This window comes from Brevibacterium sp. HMSC08F02 (genome assembly GCF_001807555.1).
In the GTDB taxonomy this organism is placed as follows: Bacteria; Actinomycetota; Actinomycetes; order Actinomycetales; family Brevibacteriaceae; genus Brevibacterium; species Brevibacterium ravenspurgense.
Map to the genome: position 1 here is coordinate 74595 of NZ_KV789361.1, position 20806 is coordinate 95400.

18 protein-coding genes are annotated in these 20806 nt (G+C 62.9%); 16 read left to right on the forward strand and 2 right to left on the reverse strand.

Features of this window, described 5'->3' with window-relative positions; translation table 11 throughout:
- Nucleotides 1-61 precede the first annotated feature (61 nt).
- Nucleotides 62-2368 (forward strand): RelA/SpoT family protein, encoded by a 2307-nt coding sequence (locus HMPREF3172_RS06610; RefSeq protein ID WP_070516347.1) that lies wholly within the window; start codon nt 62-64, stop codon nt 2366-2368.
- A gap of 38 nt (nt 2369-2406) precedes the next feature.
- Here HMPREF3172_RS06610 and HMPREF3172_RS06615 read toward each other — a convergent pair whose 3' ends face one another.
- A complete protein-coding gene (locus HMPREF3172_RS06615; protein WP_070427936.1) occupies nt 2407-2976 on the reverse strand; it encodes a hypothetical protein in 570 nt (189 codons plus the stop codon).
- Nucleotides 2977-3077: 101 nt separating this feature from the next.
- Nucleotides 3078-4424, reverse strand: coding sequence for a DUF349 domain-containing protein (locus HMPREF3172_RS06620; RefSeq protein ID WP_070516349.1), 1347 nt, complete (start codon nt 4422-4424; stop codon nt 3078-3080).
- Nucleotides 4425-4576: 152 nt separating this feature from the next.
- On the opposite strand from HMPREF3172_RS06620, the gene HMPREF3172_RS06625 reads away from it, so the two are divergent.
- From HMPREF3172_RS06625 to nusB, 15 genes are all read left to right on the forward strand, one after another.
- The gene (locus tag HMPREF3172_RS06625) at nt 4577-5296 is read left to right on the forward strand and encodes an MBL fold metallo-hydrolase (protein ID WP_256173270.1); all 720 of its coding nucleotides are present in this window, start codon (nt 4577-4579) and stop codon (nt 5294-5296) included.
- A 47-nt stretch (nt 5297-5343) separates the two neighbouring features.
- Nucleotides 5344-6687, forward strand: coding sequence for a histidine--tRNA ligase (hisS, locus tag HMPREF3172_RS06630; RefSeq protein WP_062021107.1), 1344 nt, complete (start codon nt 5344-5346; stop codon nt 6685-6687).
- Between the two features lie 65 nt (nt 6688-6752).
- Nucleotides 6753-8534 carry an aspartate--tRNA ligase gene (gene aspS, locus HMPREF3172_RS06635; RefSeq protein ID WP_070516352.1) on the forward strand — a complete coding sequence of 594 codons (1782 nt, stop codon included), beginning with the start codon at nt 6753-6755 and terminating at the stop codon, nt 8532-8534.
- Entirely contained in the window at nt 8535-9959 is a 1425-nt protein-coding gene (locus HMPREF3172_RS06640) for a replication-associated recombination protein A (protein WP_070516354.1), read from the forward strand.
- 225 nt (nt 9960-10184) lie between these two features.
- Entirely contained in the window at nt 10185-10808 is a 624-nt protein-coding gene (gene rpsD, locus HMPREF3172_RS06645; RefSeq protein WP_019175133.1) for a 30S ribosomal protein S4, read from the forward strand.
- Between the two features lie 123 nt (nt 10809-10931).
- Complete coding sequence (gene alaS, locus HMPREF3172_RS06650) at nt 10932-13589, forward strand: alanine--tRNA ligase (RefSeq protein ID WP_070516356.1); 2658 nt, start codon at nt 10932-10934, stop codon at nt 13587-13589.
- Complete coding sequence (ruvX, locus tag HMPREF3172_RS06655; protein ID WP_019175131.1) at nt 13586-14062, forward strand: Holliday junction resolvase RuvX; 477 nt, start codon at nt 13586-13588, stop codon at nt 14060-14062. The genes alaS and ruvX overlap by 4 nt, the downstream gene beginning before the upstream one ends.
- Nucleotides 14059-15192, forward strand: a complete 1134-nt coding sequence (gene mltG, locus HMPREF3172_RS06660) for an endolytic transglycosylase MltG (protein ID WP_070516358.1) — start codon at nt 14059-14061, stop codon at nt 15190-15192. The genes ruvX and mltG overlap by 4 nt, the downstream gene beginning before the upstream one ends.
- Nucleotides 15185-16030, forward strand: coding sequence for a shikimate dehydrogenase family protein (locus HMPREF3172_RS06665; protein WP_070516359.1), 846 nt, complete (start codon nt 15185-15187; stop codon nt 16028-16030). Before mltG ends, HMPREF3172_RS06665 begins: the two co-directional genes overlap by 8 nt.
- Nucleotides 16027-16776, forward strand: coding sequence for an A24 family peptidase (locus HMPREF3172_RS06670; protein ID WP_070516361.1), 750 nt, complete (start codon nt 16027-16029; stop codon nt 16774-16776). The genes HMPREF3172_RS06665 and HMPREF3172_RS06670 overlap by 4 nt, the downstream gene beginning before the upstream one ends.
- Nucleotides 16777-16786: 10 nt before the next feature.
- On the forward strand, nt 16787-17971 hold the full coding sequence (aroC, locus tag HMPREF3172_RS06675; RefSeq protein WP_070516362.1) for a chorismate synthase: 1185 nt from the start codon (nt 16787-16789) through the stop codon (nt 17969-17971).
- Nucleotides 17968-18600, forward strand: coding sequence for a shikimate kinase (locus tag HMPREF3172_RS06680; RefSeq protein ID WP_061943049.1), 633 nt, complete (start codon nt 17968-17970; stop codon nt 18598-18600). Before aroC ends, HMPREF3172_RS06680 begins: the two co-directional genes overlap by 4 nt.
- Nucleotides 18597-19700, forward strand: coding sequence for a 3-dehydroquinate synthase (gene aroB, locus HMPREF3172_RS06685; RefSeq protein WP_070516364.1), 1104 nt, complete (start codon nt 18597-18599; stop codon nt 19698-19700). Before HMPREF3172_RS06680 ends, aroB begins: the two co-directional genes overlap by 4 nt.
- A 52-nt stretch (nt 19701-19752) precedes the next feature.
- The gene (gene efp / locus HMPREF3172_RS06690; protein WP_061943046.1) at nt 19753-20316 is read left to right on the forward strand and encodes an elongation factor P; all 564 of its coding nucleotides are present in this window, start codon (nt 19753-19755) and stop codon (nt 20314-20316) included.
- On the forward strand, nt 20313-20792 hold the full coding sequence (gene nusB, locus HMPREF3172_RS06695) for a transcription antitermination factor NusB (RefSeq protein ID WP_070516366.1): 480 nt from the start codon (nt 20313-20315) through the stop codon (nt 20790-20792). Before efp ends, nusB begins: the two co-directional genes overlap by 4 nt.
- Nucleotides 20793-20806 lie beyond the last annotated feature (14 nt).

Sequence of the window (20806 nt, forward strand, 5' to 3'; positions counted from 1 at the left end):
TCCCGAAGGTGCTTCCCCACGCGTACAATGGGGAAGCACCTTCGGCGTTTCAGAGGGGAAGATGACTCAACAGCCACACTCAGGTTCCGGTCGACGCGGACTCAGCCGTCGCTTTGCTTTTTGGACGGCGCGCGCGCAGAACAGCCCACAGACGCCGAAAGTCCTGGCCCCGCTGCTGCAGATCGTCAAAGAAAACCATCCGAAGCTCGACACGGATGTGATCCTCCGGGCGTACCGTTTGGCTGACAAAGCCCACAAGGGGCAGATGCGCCGAAGCGGCGACCCTTACATCACGCACCCCGTAGCGGTGGCGACGATCCTTGCAGAGATCGGTATGCCGCCCATTACGCTCGCTGCAGCGCTGCTGCACGACGTCGTGGAAGACACCGACTACTCGCTTGACTATGTGCGCGAACAATTCGGCGACGAAATCGCCGTCATGGTCGACGGCGTTACAAAGCTCGACAAGATCGAGTACGGGCAGGCCACCCAGGCCGAAACGGTGCGCAAAATGGTCATCGCCATGTCGCGCGATATCCGGGTGCTCGTCATCAAACTTGCCGACCGACTGCACAACGCGCGCACGTGGAAGTACGTTTCCCCTGAATCCTCATCGCGCAAGGCACGCGAAACCCTAGACATCTACGCACCCTTGGCTCACCGCCTGGGTATGAACACCATCAAGTGGGAGCTTGAGGACCTGTCCTTCCAGGTGCTCTACCCCAAGGTGTATTCCGAGGTTGTGCGCCTGGTGGCCGAACGCACTCCCGAACGCGACAAATACTTGGGCATCGTCGCGAAGGAACTCGGCGCGGAACTTGCTGAAGCGCACATTGACGCCGACATCACCGGCAGGCCCAAGCACTACTACTCGATCTACCAGAAGATGGTCGTCCGCGGCCATGACTTCGAAGACATCTACGACCTTGTGGGCGTGCGCGTGCTGGTTGAAACCGTCCGCGAATGCTACGCGGTCCTCGGCCTTGTCCACTCGCACTGGAGTCCGGTTGCCGGCCGCTTCAAGGACTACATCGCGATGCCGAAGTTCAACATGTACCAAAGCCTGCACACGACTGTGATCGGTCCGTACGGCAAGCCTGTTGAAATTCAGATCCGCACCCGCGAAATGCACCGGAGGGCCGAATTCGGTGTTGCAGCCCACTGGAAGTACAAGAACCGGGGCGGCACTGCAGCGACTCTCGGGGCCGCCGGAGCCCGGACTGCGAAAGTCGGCGACGGCGGTGAAGTCGACCAGGTGGCGTGGCTGCGTCAGCTGATGGACTGGCAGAAGGACGTCCAGGACCCTGATGAATTCCTCGACAGCCTGCGCTACCAGGTCAATGCGCAGGACGTCTACGCCTTCACTCCGAAGGGCGACATCATTTCGCTGCCGTCCGGTGCGACACCGGTCGACTTCGCCTACACCGTCCACACCGAGGTGGGGCACAAGACAATCGGCGCCCGCGTCAACGGACGACTGCTGCCGCTGGACACCGCGCTGAAGAACGGCGACGTTGTTGAGATCCTCACCTCGAAGGACGAAAACGCAGGACCCAGCCGCGATTGGCTGACCTTCGTCGCTTCGGCGCGTGCACGCAACAAGATCCGCCAGTGGTTCTCCAAGGAACGCCGGGAAGAGGCAATTGAAACCGGCCGCGAACAGCTGGCCCGGGCCATGCGCCGACACCACCTGTCTGCCGAAAGACTCATGAGCGGCGAAGCGCTCGAAGCCGTCACCACGGGGCAGCACTTTGACGATGTTTCCGCCCTCTACGCGGCTATCGGCAACGGCACGATCTCTGCTGCTCACGTGGTTGATCTGCTGGCTCGGGAAGTCGAAAACGATACCGAAGACGTTGAAGAGACCTCACCCGTCCCGCCCTCGAACGCCTCCGGGCGTTCCCGCGGACACCATTCCTCCACCTCGGGTGTGCGGGTCAAGGGTGTCGACGACATCCTCATCAAGCTGGCTCGCTGCTGCACTCCCGTTCCCGGTGACGACATCATCGGCTGGGTGACCCGCGGTGACGGAGTATCGGTGCACAGGACGGACTGCCGCAACGTCGCTCAGCTGAAAGCCTCGCCCGAACGCATTATCGACGTCGAGTGGGTTGACGATGCTCGCGGCGTCTACCTGGTGCAGATCCAGGTCGAAGCGCTTGACCGGGCGGGTCTGCTGTCCGACATCACCAAGGTGCTCACCGACAACCACGTCAACATCCTGTCCGCCACGATCGCCACGTCGAAGGCACGCGTCGCACAGTCGCGCTTCGTCTTCGAAATGGGGGACTCGGGCCACCTCGAAACGGTTCTCAACGCCGTGCGCAAGGTCGACGGCGTTTTCGACGTCTACCGCATCACCGGCTAGCCGCCGGGAAAACCGCCTTCCGCCAGAGCCTGTTCGGGTCACAGACCCGCGTGCGAGGCGGGGTCAACTGAACGCAGCAGCCTGCGGATTTCGACAACCCCGGGACGGCGAAAGGACTCTTCCGCCAGCGCCGCCAAAGCTCTGCGCTGCTGCGGGGCCGTAGGGGCGAGCACCGAACGAGCGGCTCGTTTACGCTGTGTGAAATCCTCGATCGGCAGAATGCAGTCGACGACTATGTCGAACAGCGTTTTGAGCGGTTCCGTCACACGGCAGTCGCCAAACTCCCGGTACTCGTCGCCGCCTAAGCTCCGTTCCCACACAGCGGTGCCTTCGGGTACGCGACGCACACGGCGTCTGACCAAAGTTGTGACGTCCAGAAGCGCGGGAGCCTGTGCGCTGCCCCACCACACCCAGTGCGCAGCCGCGTGGGAAAAGGCTGTCCCGTGAATCGGCGGGGCGCCGAGAGCGGCGGCGCGCAGCTTGGGCGTCAGCACCGCACCCGCGCGTATCCAAGAGGTTTCTGTCAGCTGTACCAGCAGGCCGTCGCGTCTGAGCGCATACAGCTGGAGTGCGCTCAGCGGCTTTCCTGTGCGAATGATCGTGTCCATGCATCCACTTTCCGCGGTGGATCCCGGTGAAACAAGAGGCCCCCGAAAGCTGTGGATAACTTTCGGGGGCCTGCTTCGGCTGAACGTACGGTCAGCGGATGTCAGCTGAAATCAGCGGCTGTGCGGCGCAGCTGTTCGAGCCACTGTTCCTTGGTTGCGAGCTCGTCACGCATCTTGGCTGCCGTGGCTGAATCACCGTCAGCTTCGGCCTTGTCTGCTTTTTCCTTCAGCTGGGCAGTCTGCTGTTCCAGCTGTGCGAGCATGCCGGAGGCACGGTCCTGCTTGTCGGGGTCGGTGCGCTTCCATTCGGCCTGTTCGGCGTCTTCGATTGCGCGTTCGACTTCGCGCAGTCCGTTTTCCATGCGGCTGATGTCAGCACGGGGGACCGGACCGGCTTCTTCCCACTTGTCCTGGATGGTGCGCAGCTGCTGTTTGGCCTTCTTGTGGTCCTCAATCGGCAGAAGCGCCTTGGCCTGGGCCAGCAGCTCTTCCTTGACTTCGAGGTTGCCTCGGTACTCTTCGTCGCGTTCGGCCTGGTCGGCGCTGCGAGCTCCGAAGAATTTGTCCTGTGCGGAGCGGAAGCGCTCCCACAGTTTGTCGTCGTCCTTGCGCTGAGCGCGCGGCGAGGCCTTCCACCGGCTCATGAGTTCGCGGAAGCGGCTGCTGGTTTCGCGCCATGCGGTCGAATCGGCAAGCTGTTCGGCTTCTTCGACGATCTTCTCTTTGATCTTCTTGCCTTCGGCGCTGCGCTTGTCGAGTTCGGCGAAGAACTCGCGGCGCATCTTCTCAAAGGATCCGCGGGCCTTTTTGAATCGCTCCCACAGTTCGGTGTCCTGGGCGCGGGGAATGCGGGGGAAGCTCTTCTGGATGTCCTTCCATTCGTCGAAGAGCTCGTTCATCTTCGCCGAGGTGTTCTTCCAGTGGATGCTGCCGGGAGCCTGGGCGATGAGCTCTTCTGCCCGCTCAATGACCGTCATCCGTTTCTGCACGCCTTCTTCGCGCGCCTTTTCGTGGTCTGCAGCCTGCTCTTTCGCGGCTTCCTTCGCACGCTTTTCGAGCGTGTCGAGGCGCTCCTTCAGGCCTTCGACATCGCCGACCACACGAGCTTCGTCAAGGTCGGTCCGCGCTTTTTCGACCGAGCGGATGATGTCATCGGCCTTTGTGCCGGCGGCCAGGCGCTCCTCCAGCAGGTCAACGGCCGATGCGTGCTCGAGGAAGCGGCGCGCGTAGAACTCAAGCGCCTGCTCTTTCGAGGCCGACGGGTATTGGCCGACAACAACCTCGCCTTTCGAGGTGGTCAGATACACATTGCCTTCGTCGTCTGCGCGTCCGCAGTTCATGGCCGCAATAAGCGCCTCTGAGCTGGGCTGAGCGGGTGCTGCTGCGGCGGCTGGGCGAGGAGCCGGCTTGGGGACGGGGCGCGGCTTGGGAGCGGGTGAGTCGGTCATCGTCTGCCTTCGGTTTTGTCTGCAATACGGCGCCCGCGGGCGCGAAACACTGCCAGCATAGCGATTCTTCGGCTTTTCTGTGCGGTTGTTGTGGACTGTTCAGCTGCTCGGACAGGGATTTGCTCTGCCCGGTCGCCCCGGCAGGCGCTTTCATGCGAGCTCCAGCACTGGTGTCGGACCCGCTGTGCGGCCTGTCTTCAGTTGTCATTAGACTGTCGCCTATGCGCATCCTCAATTCAGAAGCCCCTTTTCTGGGCGTCAACTGCTACGCGGTAGCTGCGGACAGCGGCAGCGACTGCGTGCTCGTCGACGCCGGATACGGCAACACGGATGCTCTTGCCGCTGGACTGCAGCAACACGGCCTGACTCCCGTCGCTGTTCTGCTGACCCACGGTCACGTCGATCCCGTGCTGGGTCTGCCCGACTACATGCAGCACTGGGACGTTCCCGTGTGGCTGCACGAAGCCGATGTCTACCGGCTCGATGACCCCGCCGCGACCATGTCGACACAGTTTCAGCCCATGCTCGCCGATGTTCTGCAGGGGTGGGCACCACCGAAGCCCGAATCCTTTGCTGACGGCCATGAGTGGGATCTTGCCGGCCTGCAGATCTCTGCTCATCATCTTCCCGGTCATACGGAGGGCTCAACGGTCTTCTCCGTCACAGACGGTTCCGACAGGGTGTACTTCAGCGGTGATGTCCTGTTTGCCGGTTCCATCGGCCGGACGGACCTACCTGGGGGAGACCACGCTGCCATGCAGGAGTCCCTGGCTGCACTGCGGACATTCGCGGCAGCGCCCGTGTACCCGGGCCACGGCCCCGGCACAGAACTTTCCCACGAAGTCGCCACCAACCCCTTCCTGGTCGGCTGAGTCCGGCCTATCGTTTCCGAACTACGGATTTTTCAAGGAGCACTGTCATGTCCAAAGCCGCAAAGCTGTCGGGTTTCCCCGAATGGCTTCCGCAGGACCGGATCATCGAGGAGCGCGTCCTCGATCTGCTCAAGCACACCTTTGAACTCAACGGCTTCGCTGCGGTCAACGTGCGCGCTGTCGAACCGCTTTCGATCCTCGCCAAAGACGGTGAGATCGACAAAGAGATCTTCACCCTCGGGAGGCTTCACTCGGAGGGCAAAGAGCGCAACCCGCTGGGCCTGCACTTCGACCTGACCGTGCCGACCGCACGCTACGTGCTGGAGAACGCCGGTCACCTGAACTTCCCGTTCAAGCGCTACTCGATTCAGCCGGTGTGGCGCGGTGAGCGCCCGCAGGACGGTCGCTTCCGCGAATTCATTCAGGCGGACATCGACGTCATCGGCGATGAGGTCCTCGCCGACCACTTCGAAGTCGAAATCCCGCTGGTCATGGTGCAGGCGTTCGACGCTCTGCGCGAACTCGGTGTGCCCGAGGCCGGCATTGTTGCCAACAACCGCAAACTCCTCGAGGGCTTTGCCCGCGGACTGGGGCTGGACGACGTCACCTCGGTTCTGCGCGCCATCGACAAGCTCGACAAAATCGGCCCGGAAAAGGTCGAAGAGCTGCTGATCGAAACTGCCGGCGCCGACCAGACACAGGCCAAGCAGTGCCTCCGCCTGGCAGAGATCGAATCGGGAACTTCGGCATTTGCCGAAGACGTCATCGCCCTCGGTGTTGAGCACCCGCTGCTTAACGAAGGAATCGCGACTCTCGTCGCGCTTCTCGATTCGGCCAACCGTCTGCACCCGGGAGCAGTCAAAGCCCAGCTGAAGATCGCCCGCGGCCTCGACTACTACACCGGAACCGTGTACGAAACCTTCCTCAAAGGCCACGAATCCCTGGGCTCGGTTGCCTCCGGCGGCCGCTACGACGCACTGGCCAAAACCGATAAGAAGGTCTACCCCGGCGTGGGCATGTCGCTCGGGGTCTCCCGCCTCATGTCACGCCTTGTCGGAGCCAACCGGGCGCTTACAGCCACCCGCGGTGTGCCGACCGCAGTTCTTGTCGCCGTGACGGCAGAAGACCAGCGGCCAGAAGCTGATCAGATCGCCACGGCCCTGCGCCGGCGGGGCATTCCCGTCGACGTTTCCCCATCCGCGGACAAGTTCGGCAAGCAGATCCGCTTTGCCGAACGCCGGGGCATTCCCTTCGTATGGTTCCCATCGGCCGAAACCGGCAGTGAGGTCAAAGACATTCGGACCGGCGAACAGGTTTCAGCCGACCCGGACCTGTGGGCACCGCCCGAAGAGGACATCTGGCCCCGCGTGCTCCGCGTTGACGCCGAATGAACCCGTGCCGTGACGGCTAAACTGAACACAGACACCCTCGAAACAACCTCCAAGGAGACCGCGCAGTGCTGAGAACCCGCGAAGCAGGATCCCTGCGTCTGACCGACAAGGGCCAGACCGTCACCCTCACCGGATGGGTCGACCGTCGCCGTGACCACGGCGGGGTTGCATTCATCGACCTCCGCGACGCCTCGGGCATTGTGCAGGTCGTCGTCCGCGAAGACGTCGCCGACCGCCTGCGCAGCGAATCCGTCATCAAGGTGACCGGAACCGTCGAAGCCCGCCCGGAAGGCAACGCCAACCCGCAGCTGCCCACCGGTGACATCGAAGTGGTAGACACCCAGGTCGAACTGCTCAGCCTGGCTGAAGCCCTCCCGTTCCAGGTGTCCGACCATGCAGAGGACTCCGGCCAGGTGGGCGAAGAAACCCGCCTGCGCTACCGCTACCTCGACCTGCGTCGTTCGGAACAGGCACAGCGCATGCGTCTGCGCTCCAACGCAAACCGCGCAGCCCGCCGCGTGCTCGACGACCACGGATTCATCGAAGTGGAAACCCCCACGCTCACCCGCTCCACCCCGGAAGGTGCGCGCGACTTCCTCGTGCCCGCTCGCCTTAAGCCCGGCTCCTGGTACGCACTGCCGCAGTCCCCGCAGCTGTTCAAGCAGCTGCTCCAGGTGGGCGGCATCGAGAAGTACTACCAGATTGCCCGCTGCTACCGCGACGAAGACTTCCGCGCTGACCGCCAGCCGGAATTCACCCAACTCGACATCGAAGCTTCCTTCGTCGAACAGGAAGACGTCATCGCAATTGCCGAAGACATCCTGCGCGAAGTGTGGGCTCTCATTGACGTGGAACTGCCCGCCTCGATTCCGCACATGACCTATGACGAGGCCATGGCCCGCTACGGTTCGGACAAGCCGGACCTGCGCTTCGGTCTCGAACTGACGGAATTGACGGAGTTCTTCAAGGACACGCCGTTCCGCGTTTTCCAGGCTCCCTACGTCGGTGCTGTCGTCTACCCGGGCGGTGCTTCGCTGCCGCGTCGCCAGCTGGATGCGTGGCAGGAGTGGGCCAAGCAGCACGGTGCCAAGGGTCTTGCCTATGTGCTCATCGGCGAAGACGGCGAACTCGGCGGTCCTGTCGCGAAGAACCTGTCGGATGCCGAACGCGCAGGCCTGCAGGAGGCCGTCGGCGCATCCAACGGTGACGCGATCTTCTTCGCAGCCGGCGAAAAGAACGCATCGCGTGCCCTTCTGGGTGCGGCCCGCGGAGAAATCGCTGAGCGCACCGGCCTGATCAAGGACGGCGACTGGGCCTTCGTCTGGATTGTCGACGCACCCATGTTCGAATCGGCTGAAGAGGCCGAAGCCGCCGGCGATGTCGCTGTCGGCAGCGGACGCTGGACCGCAGTCCACCACGCCTTCACGGCACCGAAGCCGGAACACCTGGACACCTTTGACCAGGACCCCGCATCGGCGCTGACCAACGCCTACGACATCGTGTGCAACGGCAACGAAATCGGCGGCGGTTCGATCCGCATCCACCGCCGCGACATCCAGGAGCGCGTGTTCAAGGTCATGGGCCTGGACGAAGAAGAAGCCCAGGAGAAGTTCGGCTTCCTGCTCGAGGCTTTCAGCTACGGCGCACCCCCGCACGGTGGCATCGCCTTCGGTTGGGACCGCATCGTGGCCCTGCTGGCCGGCACCGATTCGATTCGCGACGTCATCGCCTTCCCGAAGACCGGCGCGGGCTACGACCCGCTGACGGCTGCTCCGGCGCCCATCACCGCGCAGCAGCGCAAGGATGCCGGTGTTGACGCAAAGCCGAAGGAATCAAAGGACGCCTGATTGGCTGACCTGTTCTCCGCGGAGCCCGAACCGAACGTCGGTTCGGGCTCCGCTTCTGCTCTTGACCCGCTGGCTGTGCGCATGCGCCCGCGCACAATGGACGAAATAGCGGGACAGAAGCACCTCACGTATCCCGGATCGCCGCTGCAGCAGCTGGCCACCTCGCAGGCCGGTTCGAAAGCCGGCCCCAGCTCGGTCATCTTGTTCGGCCCACCCGGGGTCGGCAAAACCACGATCGCTCACGTGGTCTCGCACGCTCCCGACCGTTCCTTTGTCGAACTGTCGGCGATTTCGGCAACCGTGAAAGACGTCCGCCAGGTCATCGAGACCGCCCGCAATGACCGTGACCTCTACGGGCGCACAACGGTTCTGTTCCTCGATGAGATCCACCGGTTCACAAAAGCCCAGCAGGACGCACTGCTGCCGGCAGTGGAAAACCGGCTCGTTGTGCTGGTTGCCGCAACAACGGAAAATCCGTCCTTTTCTGTTATCGCCCCGCTCGTGTCGCGCTCACTCGTGCTTCAGCTCGAACCTCTGAGCGAAGACGATATTCGTTCCCTTCTTGAGCGGGCCCTGCACTCACCACGAGGTTTGGCCGACGGCTATGAACTTGAGGAAGAAGCGCTTGAGCACATAGTGCAGACCGCATCCGGGGACGCACGGAAGTCTCTGACCGTTCTCGAGGCGGCAGCCGGCATCGCTGAGGCCCGCGCCGAGGGCGGGACTCCTGTCATCGCGGAAGCCGAGGTGCTCGAAGCCGCCAACGAAGCCCGGGTTCGCTATGACAGGGCGGGGGATCAGCACTACGACGTCGTGTCCGCGTTCATCAAGTCGATTCGCGGTTCTGACCCGGATGCTGCACTGCACTACCTTGCGCGCATGATCTCAGCGGGGGAGGACCCTCGGTTCATCTGCCGCCGCATCGTGATTTCAGCTTCGGAGGACATCGGCATGGCCGACCCGCAGGCGCTGACCGTTGCAGTGTCTGCGCAGACCGCGGTCGAACGGATCGGGATGCCCGAAGGGCGGATCCCCATGGCCCAGGCAGTTGTATATCTGGCCTGCGCGCCGAAATCGAACGCGTCCTACAAGGCAATCGGGGAAGCTCTGGCCGACATCAAAAAGGGAAGCTTCGGCGAAGTCCCCAAACCGCTGCGCGATGCCCACTATCCCGGAGCAAAAGCACTCGGCCACGGAGTCGACTACCGCTACTCACACGACTACCCGTACTCCGTTTCACCCCAGGAGTACATGCCCGAACCGCTGCGCGGCAAGCGCTACTACCGGCCCACCGCCAACGGAGCCGAACGCACAATGGAAGACCGTCTGGCCGCCCTCGAAGCGCTGCGCACCGGCAGACCACAGCGCACAGACAGTGCCGAAAAAGGCGAGCCGACACAGACAGAAGGCAAACAGGAAGACTGACAGCGGCACCTCGTGAGGGGAGCGTGGGCGACGACACGCCAGCCCGCATTGTGCCCCGGGCTGTCAATGAACTAAACTGGACCGCTGTTGTGCCTCATATGAATAGGCGGTCGTGATCATTCGACCTCGCGATGATCACCTCTTTCCCACAGGGGGAAACAACAGCTTCTGATCCGACCGAGGCAAGTCGGCCGAAGCACAATACTCTGAAAATGAAAGGTGAACATGGCTCCGTCACGTTCACGCCGACAGGTCCGCCTGTCGCGCGCTCTCGGCATCCCGCTGACCCCGAAGGCTGAAAAGTACTTCGAACGCCGTCCCTACGCTCCCGGTGAGCACGGCCGTGCACGTCGCCGCAACGACAGCGACTACTCGGTCCGTCTGAAGGAAAAGCAGCGCCTCCGCGCTCAGTACGGCATCCGCGAAGCTCAGATGCTCAACCTGTTCAAGGAAGCAGCCCGCACCCCCGGTCTGACCGGTGAAACCCTGGTCGAGCTGCTCGAAATGCGCCTGGACGCCCTCGTCCTGCGCGCTGGCTTCGCCCGCACCATCGCTCAGGCACGCCAGTTCGTCGTCCACCGCCACATCATGGTGGACAATCAGCTGGTCGACCGTCCGTCCTACCGCGTCAAGCCGGGTCAGATGATCCGCGTGCGCGAACGTTCGGTCGGCATGGACCCGTTCCAGGTTGCCGCAGCCGGTGCACACCGCGACGTTCTTCCGACCGTTCCCGGTTACCTGACCGTGAACCTTGAGGCACTGCAGGCCACCCTGGCCCGCCGCCCCAAGCGCGAAGAAGTCCCCGTCACCTGTGACGTCCAGATGGTCGTCGAGTACTACTCGCGCTGATCTGCTTTATTCAAGTGCCCGGGCCGTGTCGGCCCGGGCACTTGTTGTTTGTAGGTGCACTAGACTCGACAAAGCACGCGTCCTGCCTGGCAGGCTGCCAACACCCAAACGGAAAGGCCCGGAATGAAAACTGCTGAGATCAAGCGCCGGTGGCTCGAGTTCTTCGAGTCGAAAGGGCACACCGTCGTTCCCTCGGCCTCGGTGATCAGCAACGACCCGTCGATCCTGTTCAACATCGCGGGCATGGTGCAGTTCATTCCGTACCTTTCCGGCGACGTCCCCGCCCCCTACCCGCGCGCCACGAGCGTGCAGAAGTGCGTGCGCACCGCAGACATCGAAGAGGTCGGCAAAACCACCCGCCACGGCACGTTCTTCCAGATGAACGGCAATTTCAGCTTCGGCGACTACTTCAAGCGCGAAGCCATCCAGTTCGCGTGGGAACTGCTCAGCACCCCCGAAGACAAGGGCGGTCTGGGCTTTGACCCCGAACGCCTGTGGGTCACCGTCCACCGCGAAGACGAAGCCTCGATCGAACTGTGGCTGGAAGAAACCGACATTCCGCGTGAGCGCATTCAGTCCCGCGGAAACGAAGACAATTTCTGGCACACCGGCCAGCCCGGGCCCGGAGGCTACTGCTCGGAAATCTACTTCGACCGCGGCCCCGACTACGGTGTGGAAGGCGGCCCGGAAGCCGACGAAGACCGCTACATCGAAATCTGGAACCTCGTGTTCATGGAATTCGAGCTCTCCGAGGTTCGCTCGAAGACCGATTTCGACATCAAGGGCGAACTTCCCGCAAAGAACATCGACACCGGCATGGGCCTTGAGCGCGTTGCTTTCCTTAAGCAGGGCGTCGAGAACATGTACGAAGTCGACGAAGTCTTCCCAGTCATCAAGGCTGCCGCGGACATGGCAGGCATTTCCTACGGCGATGACGAAGAAGACGATGTCCGCCTGCGCGTCGTGGCCGACCACGTGCGTTCCGCGCTCGTCATCATCGGCGACGGTGTGCGTCCCGGCAACGAAGGCCGCGGGTACATTCTCCGCCGTCTGCTGCGCCGCTCTATTCGCGCTATGCGCCTGCTGGGTGTGAAGGACGAGGTCCTGCCCTCACTCCTGCCGGTGTCGCGCGATGCCATGAAGGAGTCCTACCCCGAACTTGAAAAGGACTTCAAGCGCATCTCGCAGGTTGCCTACGCAGAAGAGCGGGCGTTCCTGCGCACACTGGAATCCGGCACCCAGCTGCTGGAGAACTCTGTTGCAGAGATCAGTCGCGGCGGAACACTGTCCGGTGATGTCGCCTTTGCACTGCACGACACGCACGGCTTCCCAATTGACCTGACTATGGAAATGGCCGAAGAAGCCGGTGTGAAGGTCGACCGCGAAGGCTTTGAAGCGCTTATGAAGGAACAGCGCACCCGCGCAAAGGCCGATGCAAAGGCCAAGAAGGGCGGACTGCAGACCGACCTGAGCGCCTTTGCCGCTCTGCGCGAAGGCGGTCCCAGCGAGTTCGTCGGCTATGACGCGCTCGTGGCTGACTCCACTGTGCGCGGCCTGGTTGCAGACGGTGCCTCCGTTCCCGTGGCACGCGCTGGCGAAACCGTCGATGCCGTTCTCGACCTCACGCCGTTCTACGCCGAATCCGGTGGTCAGACGTCCGACATCGGCATCTTCGTGGGCGACGGCTTCAAGGCGCGGGTCCACGATGTGCAGAACCCGGTTGCCGGTCTTGCCGCACACCGCATCGAGATCCTCGAGGGCGAACTTGAAGCGGGCGCCAGCCTGTCAGCGCAGGTCGACTCCGAACACCGCTACCAGGCTCAGCAGGCTCACTCGGCAACCCACATGATTCATGCCGCTCTGCGCGAAGTCCTGGGTGAAACCGCAACGCAGGCCGGTTCGCTCAACCAGCCCGGCTACCTGCGCTTCGATTACTCCTATCCGGAGGCCATGACCGCGCAGATGCGGGCTGAAGTCGAAGAAGCCGCAAACCTGGCAGTGCGCAACAACTTCGAAGTCGGCTACGAGTACATGTCCTACGAGGACGCCAAGAAGTCCGGTGCGACCGCCCTGTTCGGCGAAAAGTATCCCGAGATCGTCCGTGTGGTCGACATCGGCGGTCTGTGGTCGCGAGAACTCTGCGGTGGTACGCACGTGAAGTCGACAGCTGAGATCGGCCCGATTTCGCTGTACTCCGAAAGCTCGGTCGGCTCCGGCACGCGCCGTGTGGAAGCCAGTGTCGGCCTTGACGCGATTCGCTCGCTGTCGAAGGAACGCGCCATCGTTCAGGCGCTGTCTGACCTGCTCAAGGTGCCCGGTCCGGAAGTCTTCGACCGTGTTGGCGGTCTTCTCGGCCGCATCAAGGAAGCCGAGAAGACCATTGCGCAGCTCGAACGCGACAAGGTGCTGGCCGGTGCGGGCCAGGCTGCGCAGGATGCGCAGACCGTGGGAGATGTGCGCTTTGTCGGTGTCAACCTCGGCGAAGCCGGCGGCGGTGACGTGCGCACCTTTGCACAGGACGTCAAGCAGCGCCTGGGCGACACTGCCTCCGTCGTTGCCGCATTCGGCGCTGCCGGCGGACGCCCCACGGTTGTCGTGGCGGTCAGCCCCGCAGCGCAGGAGCTCGGCTTCAAGGCCGGTGACCTCGTCAAGACCGCAACCGGTGTGCTTGGCGGCGGCGGCGGAGGAAAGCCCGACCTCGCCCAGGGCGGCGGTCAAGACGCCTCCAAGATCGACGAGGCGATCGCGGCTGTCCGTCGTGAACTTCAGGAGCGCGGGTGACGTTTCGACGAGGACGACGCCTGGCGGTTGATGTCGGCACGGTCCGCGTGGGCGTTGCCGCGTGCGATCCCGACGGCATCCTCGCCAGCCCTGTCGGGACGCTCTATCGGCGCGAAGGCGACGAGGCCGTGCTGAAGCAGTTCGCACAGCTCATCGAAGAATACGAGCCGATCGAAATCATCAGCGGCAAACCCACATCGCTCGACGGCCGGCAGCGGGCATCCGCGAAAAAAGCTCTGGCTTTCACAGAACAGCTGTCCCGTGCCGTGGGCATGCCCATCAAACTCATGGACGAGCGGTTCTCGACTTCGCAGGCGCACGCGCAGCTTGCCGAAGCGGGACGGAACTCCAAGCAGCGTCGCGAAATCGTGGACGCGCAGGCAGCCGTCATCATCCTGCAGAGCGCCCTCGAATACGAGCGCTCCAATGGGCCGCTGACGGAATCTGTCGGCGTCGGGGAGGAGCCCGCATGAACAGCCTCGTGGACGAGTTCGGCACGGACACGATGACCCGTGCTGAACGCAGAGCACGGGAACGCCGCAAGAAGTTCCGCAGGCGCCGCCTGGTTGCGATCCTCGTGATCGCTGTGCTTCTGCTGGGCGGAGGCGCGGTCGTCGGAGTGCTCACAACGAAGAACTCTCTGGGCGATGCGCTGCTGAGCAGAGGTGACTACGAGGGTGAGGGCAAGGACGAGGTCAAAATCTCGATCGCTCCGGGCTCATCTGCTCGTCAGGTTGCCAATCAGCTGGTCGATGAGGGCGTCATCAAGGCAGCCGGTCCGTTCCTCAAGCAGATTGAGGAGCGCGAGATCGTCATTCAGGCGGGCACGTTCACTATGCGCCGCGAGATGAGCTCGAAGGCGGCAGCTGATGTTCTGGAAGCTGCTGAGGCGGCGAACAAGCTGACTTTGGCCGAGGGCAACACGATCAAGGTGCTCAAAAAGAAGCTTGCCGAGCATGAATTCTTCGAGGACGAGATCAACGCGGCCCTTGATGACAAAAAGCCGAAGGACTACGGGCTCGATGTCGATGCGCCGAGTCTCGAGGGTTATCTGCACCCGGCGACATATGAGATCCACGCTGATACGACGCCGGAAAAGCTTGTGCAGTCGATGGTCGACGGTACGAAGAATATGCTCAACGAGCAGGCCATCAGCAATGACGACGCGAACTATTTCATGACTCTGGCCAGCCTCGTGGAGATCGAAGCGACCGGTGATCCCGAGGTGCGCGCCAAGGTTGCTCGAGTGTTCATCAACCGTCTGTCCAAGGACTCCGAAACCCACGGCTACCTGCAGTCTGATGCGACCGTGGCCTATATCTTCGGAGCCCGCCAGGATCTGTCGACTACGGCCGAGCAGCGCAAATCCGACAGTCCATACAACACGTACAAGCACAAGGGCCTGCCGCCCGGACCGGTGAACTCGCCGTCCGACGGTGCCTTCGCCGCGGCAAAGAACCCGGCCGAGGGCAAATGGGAGTACTTCGTGGCAACTGACCCGGATAAGGGCGAAGTGAAGTTCGCCGAGACCTATTCGGAGCACGAAAAGAACGTTAAAGAATACCAGAAGTGGCTCAGGGAGCACCGCGAAAAGAATGGCTGACACACAGCTTGCCGTCCTCGGTTCGCCGATAGCCCACTCACTGTCGCCGGCTCTGCACGCTGCGGCATACCGCACCTTGGGCTGGGACTGGGAGTACGGGCGGTTTGAAGTCGCCGAGGCGGATCTCGCCTCTTTTCTCGATGCTCACTCAGGCTGGGCTGGGTTTTCTTTGACCATGCCGCTCAAAACCGAGCTGGTTCGCTTGGCCGGGCAGCGCGGATGGGCCGTTGATGACACCGCCCGGCTGACCGGCGGGGGAAACACGTGGGTAGGCGGTCCGGTGCCAGGGGTCTTCAACACCGATGTATACGGCATTGAACAGGCTCTGCGTGAAGTGCGCGCGGACGTGTCCGCGTGCGCTGTTGTCGGCAGCGGAGCGACAGCGAAGTCGGCGGTGCTCGCCGCTGTGCACCTGGGCGCTGAACGGGTCGATGTGTACGCCCGGTCTGCGCACAAAGCCCAGGCCCTGGCCGATTTCGCCCAGTACCTCGGCGCGCAGTCGCACACACAGGCAATAGGGGAGCTCCCCCTCGCCAGCTGCTCGACAGTCCTGTCGACCCTGCCCTCGGGGGTCCTGACCGAAGACTCCCTGGAGCTGCCGGAGAACTGCCAGACGACTGTCTTTGAGGCCGGCTATGCCCCCGGCGGCTTTTCGCTTGCCAGGGCCGCAGCCGAGCGCGGCGGAACAGCGGTGTCCGGGCAGCGCATGCTCATCCACCAGGCCATTCGCCAGATTGAGCTGTTCGGCATCGCCCAAGGACAGCTGGCAGGTTTATTCGACGCACAGACACTCACCGCTTTGGAAGAAACGATGACTCAGGAGGCGCAAACACTGTGAATGACACTCTGACGCTCGGCTTGGCGCTGCTCATAAGCTCAGCTCTCAGCGTCGGAACGAGTCTTGTCATCCGCTTCCGCTTCGCCGACATCATTCACGACGAAGCGGGACTGCGCCTGCTGATCGGCCAAGGCACTTGGCCGCACAAACCGCCGCGCTTCCTGGCGGTCGTGTTCACGGCTATCGCCTTCGTTCTGGCTTGGTTGGCCGCCTTCATCACCCCGGTTGTCTTCGGCGATGAACTGGGAACCCTCTTTCCCGTCTCCGCGCTGTCGCTTCTTGCCGGAGCCACCGGCTGGCTGTTCTGGATTGACAGCAGAATCCACCGCCTGCCGGACAGGCTCGTGCTTCCGCTGGGCGCAGCCATGTTCCTCGTGACCGCCGTCGGCCTGGTGGTGGGGTACTTCGAAACCGTCAAAGCCGCGCAGACTGCCGGCATCCGGGGCCTGATCGGCGCAGTGATTGTCGTGGCGGTCTTCGGTGTTCTCAACCTCGTGGCCTACGTGGGCCGCTGGGACACTATCGGCTTAGGCGATGTGAAACTCGGCGCGCTCATCGGACTGGCCGTCGGGATGGTCAGCCTGTGGGGCCTCATAGTGGTCTTGGCAGTCGCCAACGCATCCGCTCTGGTGTACTGGATCAACACCAAGTTCATCAAACGCGCCAAGGTCACCCACATCGCTTTCGGACCACATCTGCTTATCGGCACGTGGACTGCCGTTCTGCTCACGCCGCTGGCTTTGTAGACTCTGAAGAATGTTGAGATGGTTGACCGCCGGCGAATCCCACGGCGAAGCTCTGACGGGCATTATCGAAGGCCTGCCCTCCCACGTCCCCGTGACGTCCGAGATGATTTCGGCCGCCCTGGCCAGACGCCGCCTGGGCTACGGGCGCGGGGCGCGAATGAAGTTCGAAGCAGATGCCGTTCGCGTGCTCGGCGGCGTTGTCCACGGACGCACCCTGGGTTCGCCGATCGCAATTGAGGTCGGCAACACCGAATGGCCCAAGTGGGAAAAGGTCATGAGCCCCGACCCGGTAGACCCGGCCGAACTCGAAGGCCAGGCCCGGGCTCAGGCTCTCACTCGTCCTCGTCCCGGCCACGCTGATCTGGTCGGCATGGAGAAGTACCGCTTCGACGAGGCCCGTCCGATCCTCGAACGGGCATCTGCGCGTGAAACCGCGATGCGCGTTGCCCTGGGTGCCGTCGCACAGTCATTCCTGTCAGAACTCGGCATCACGCTGGTCTCGCACACCGTGTCGATTGGGCCTGTCGAAGGCTCCCGCGTTGCGGCCCGCCCCACGGCTGCCGATGTCGAGGCACTCGATGCGGACCCCATGCGGTGCTTTGATCAGGAACTGTCGGCTCGCATGGTCGCAGAGGTTGACGACGCCAAGAAGTCCGGCGATACCCTGGGCGGCGTCGTCGAGGTCGTTGCCTACGGACTGCCAGTCGGCTTGGGCTCTCACGTGCACTGGGACCGTCGCATTGACTCTCGCCTTGCGGGAGCCCTCATGGGCATTCAGGCCATCAAGGGCGTTGAAGTCGGCGACGGGTTCGAAACCGCGCGTCGCCGCGGATCCCAGGCACATGACGAAATCGGCCTCGACGGCGATAACGCCGTTCGCTCCAGCAACCGAGCCGGCGGAACGGAAGGCGGTATGACGACGGGCGAACCGCTCGTTGTGCGTGCAGCTATGAAGCCGATCGCCACCGTGCCGCGCGCCCTGGGCACAATCGACGTGCAGAAGCGCGAAGCAGCGAAGGCCCACCACCAGCGTTCGGATGTCTGCGCTGTTCCAGCCGCGGGCGTTGTTGCCGAAGCGATGGTGGCTCTCGTCATCGCCGAAAGCGTCACCGAGAAATTCGGTGGGGACTCGCTTGAAGAGACCAAGCGCAACCTCGACGCCTACGTGGCCCAACTGAACTTCCCGACGACATGACCGAACGGCCGCTGCCACGACCGGCCCCGCCCGTCGACCCCGTCCCGGCGGCCGGAGCGCGCATTGTCATGGTCGGCCCACCCGCGGCGGGAAAATCAACCATTGGGCGGCTGATCGCCGAGCGGCTCGACATTCCCTTTGTCGACACCGACCACCGGATTGCCGAACTCTACGGGCCGATCCCGCAGATCTTCGCCGAGCGCGGTGAGGACCGCTTCAGGGAATACGAGCGCGCCGTTGTGCGCCGTGAGCTGCGGCGCCTGCTGGAACGGCCGGGAGTCGTATCGCTCGGCGGCGGTGCGGTGCTCAACCCGGGTACGCGAGCTCAGCTCAAGCATCCTGCGATCAAGACGATCGCCATTGAGATCGACAGCACGACAGCCGTGCAGCGCCTCGGCGGTTCCAGACGACCGCTTCTGGATGACAGCGATGATCCCGGTGCCCGCTGGCAGCGGGTGTTCGACGAACGGCGCAGCCTGTACGAAGAAGCCGCAACAGCCGTCATCCAGGCCGATGACGGTCCGCCGTCAACGGCAGTCAACAGAATCATCGGGATCATCACCGGCCTGCAGCGGGCCGAAGAATACGAAAAATTCCGTGAAAGCAGCCAGGAACAGGAGTTGCAGTGACAGAAGCAGTCGTGCCGGTCAGCGCCGGGGGAGACTACGACGTTGTTATCGGACACAAGCTCATGCACCGACTGCCGGAGCTCATCGGCGGTCGCGCGCAGAAAGTGCTCATCATCTACCCGCGGGCACTGCGGACAACCGGTGACCTCGTCCGCGACGATCTCCAGGCGGCAGGCTACGAGGCTCTCGCGGCAGAGATTCCGGATGCTGAAGAGGCTAAGCACAGCCGTGTAGCCGAATTCTGCTGGAAGATCCTCGGCCAGTCCGACTTCACCCGCACTGACGTCATCGTCAACGTCGGCGGGGGAGCAGTGACCGACCTGGGCGGCTTTGTCGCCGCCACGTGGCTGCGCGGCATCCGCTACATCAACATCCCCACGACGGTGCTCGGCATGGTTGATGCTGCAGTGGGAGGCAAAACCGGCATCAATACGGAAGAGGGCAAGAACCTTGTCGGCGCCTTCCACGCGCCAGCGGGTGTTCTGTGCGATCTGGAAACGCTGGGCACTCTGCCGCCGAACGAACTGTTCACGGGTCTTGCCGAAAGCGTCAAGTGCGGTTTCATTGCCGATCCGGAAATCCTCGACATCATCGAAAAGACGCCCAAGGATTCACTTACCGACCCCGAATCGCCGGAGCTGTTTGAGATCATCCGCCGCTCCATTGCGGTCAAGGCGGCCATTGTGAGCGAAGACTTTCAGGAATCGGGCAAACGCGAATTCCTCAACTTCGGTCACACCCTGGGCCACGCGATCGAACGCCTGGAGCGCTACCAGTGGCGCCACGGGGCAGCGGTTGCCGTCGGCATGATGTTCGCCGCGGAGCTGTCGGTGCTCACCAAGAACCTGTCGGAGGAAAACGTCAACCGTCTGCGCGGCATTCTTGAGCACCTGGGTCTGCCCACCGGCTACCGCGGTGACAAATGGCCACAGCTGCTCGACACCATGCGGCGGGACAAAAAGGCCCGCGGTTCGCTGCTGCGGTTCGTCGTCCTTGAGGACATCGGCCGCCCGGCCGTGCTGGAGGCAACCGACACATCGCTGCCGTTCAGCGCGTACACCGCAATCGGAACAGATTCGCCCATCACGCGGCTGAGCTGAGCACTGATACAATCGACGGGGTTTTCGCCCATTCATTCAATGAAGGAGAAACGTGGCAACGACGAATGATCTGAAGAACGGCATGGTGCTGGTTCTCGACAACGAACTGTGGCAGGTGCTGGAGTTCCTGCACGTCAAACCCGGCAAGGGCCCGGCTTTCGTTCGCTCCAAGATCAAGAACGTTCTGTCAGGCAAGATCGTCGACCGCACGTTCAACGCGGGCACCAAGGTGGAGACAGCCACGGTTGACCGCCGCGACATGCAGTACCTCTACAACGACGGCACCGACTACGTCTTCATGGACGAGAAGGACTACGAGCAGGTGTCCATCGGCCCCGACCTCGTGGGCGACGCTGCCAACTTCATGCTGGAAAACCAGTCTCTGCAGATTGCCTTCCACGAAGGCAACCCGCTCTACGTTGAGCTCCCGCCGATCGTCGAACTGACGATTGCACACACCGAACCCGGCCTGCAGGGCGACCGCTCTTCCGGCGGCACCAAGCCGGCAACCCTGGACACCGGATACGAAATCCAGGTTCCGCTGTTCCTCGAAGAGGGCACCCCGGTGCGTGTGGACACTCGCTCCGGTGAGTACCTCGGGCGCGTTCGCGATTGAGCGCCCGCAGCCGCGCCCGCCGCAGGGCGCTTGAACTTCTTTTTGAAGCCGGGGAGCGCAAGCTGGATGAAAACGAACTCATCCAGCTGCGCTCCGGCGACCCCGAATACCCCATGAAGGAGTACGCGGTCGAAATCGTGCGCGGTGTTGTTGAGCACCGCGACGACATCGACTCCACCCTGCGGGAGTACTCGGAGTGGAACGTCGACCAGCTGCCTAAGGTCGACGTGGCCCTGCTGCGCATGGGCCTGTGGGAAGTTCTCTACAACGACGAACTCGACGATCCGGTTGCGATCGACGAAACCGTCAGCCTCGCCGCGGCCTATTCGACCGACGATTCGCCGGCATTCATCAACGCGCTCCTAGACCGTGTGAGCAAGCAGGGGAAGAAGGGCCGCGGCACTTCAGACCAGGCTGCGTCACAACCGCAGCCGGACTCAGCACAGTCCGACGAAGGCTCAGGCGAACAGGACTGATCCGGGTTCGGCTA